The 285-nt window shown below is 25.3% G+C and carries 1 protein-coding gene; it reads left to right on the forward strand.

All coding sequences use genetic code 11. The features are described 5' to 3' along the window. A partial coding sequence (locus tag AABA86_RS34305; RefSeq protein WP_338309895.1) for a hypothetical protein occupies positions 1–194 on the forward strand: 194 nt, incomplete at its 5' end. Between the last annotated feature and the right edge of the window lie 91 nt (positions 195–285).

The raw sequence follows: 285 nt of genomic DNA on the forward strand, positions 1-285 counted from the left end.
AGCTTGGAAATGATTTCAAATTTAAAATTAAAGCCTTAAGGAAGGCTAATGTGATTCTTCTGCAAATGAAAAAAAAGAAGAAGGTTTTTGTTTATAAAAAAAAAGTTTGTCTAAATAGAAATCACACAATAATAATGAGTAATCATTTAAGAAGTTCAATATATTTGATGTTACGCATGCTAAACTTCACATGATGCTAATGTGTGACAGTATATATATGAGTTGTTTTTAGCATATCGATATTGTATTTTCTATCATAACATAAATTATATCTTTCATTTCTCT

Origin of the sequence: Bradyrhizobium sp. TM233, from assembly GCF_036247965.1 — a bacterium.
GTDB classification, from domain to species: Bacteria; Pseudomonadota; Alphaproteobacteria; order Rhizobiales; family Xanthobacteraceae; genus Bradyrhizobium; species Bradyrhizobium ottawaense.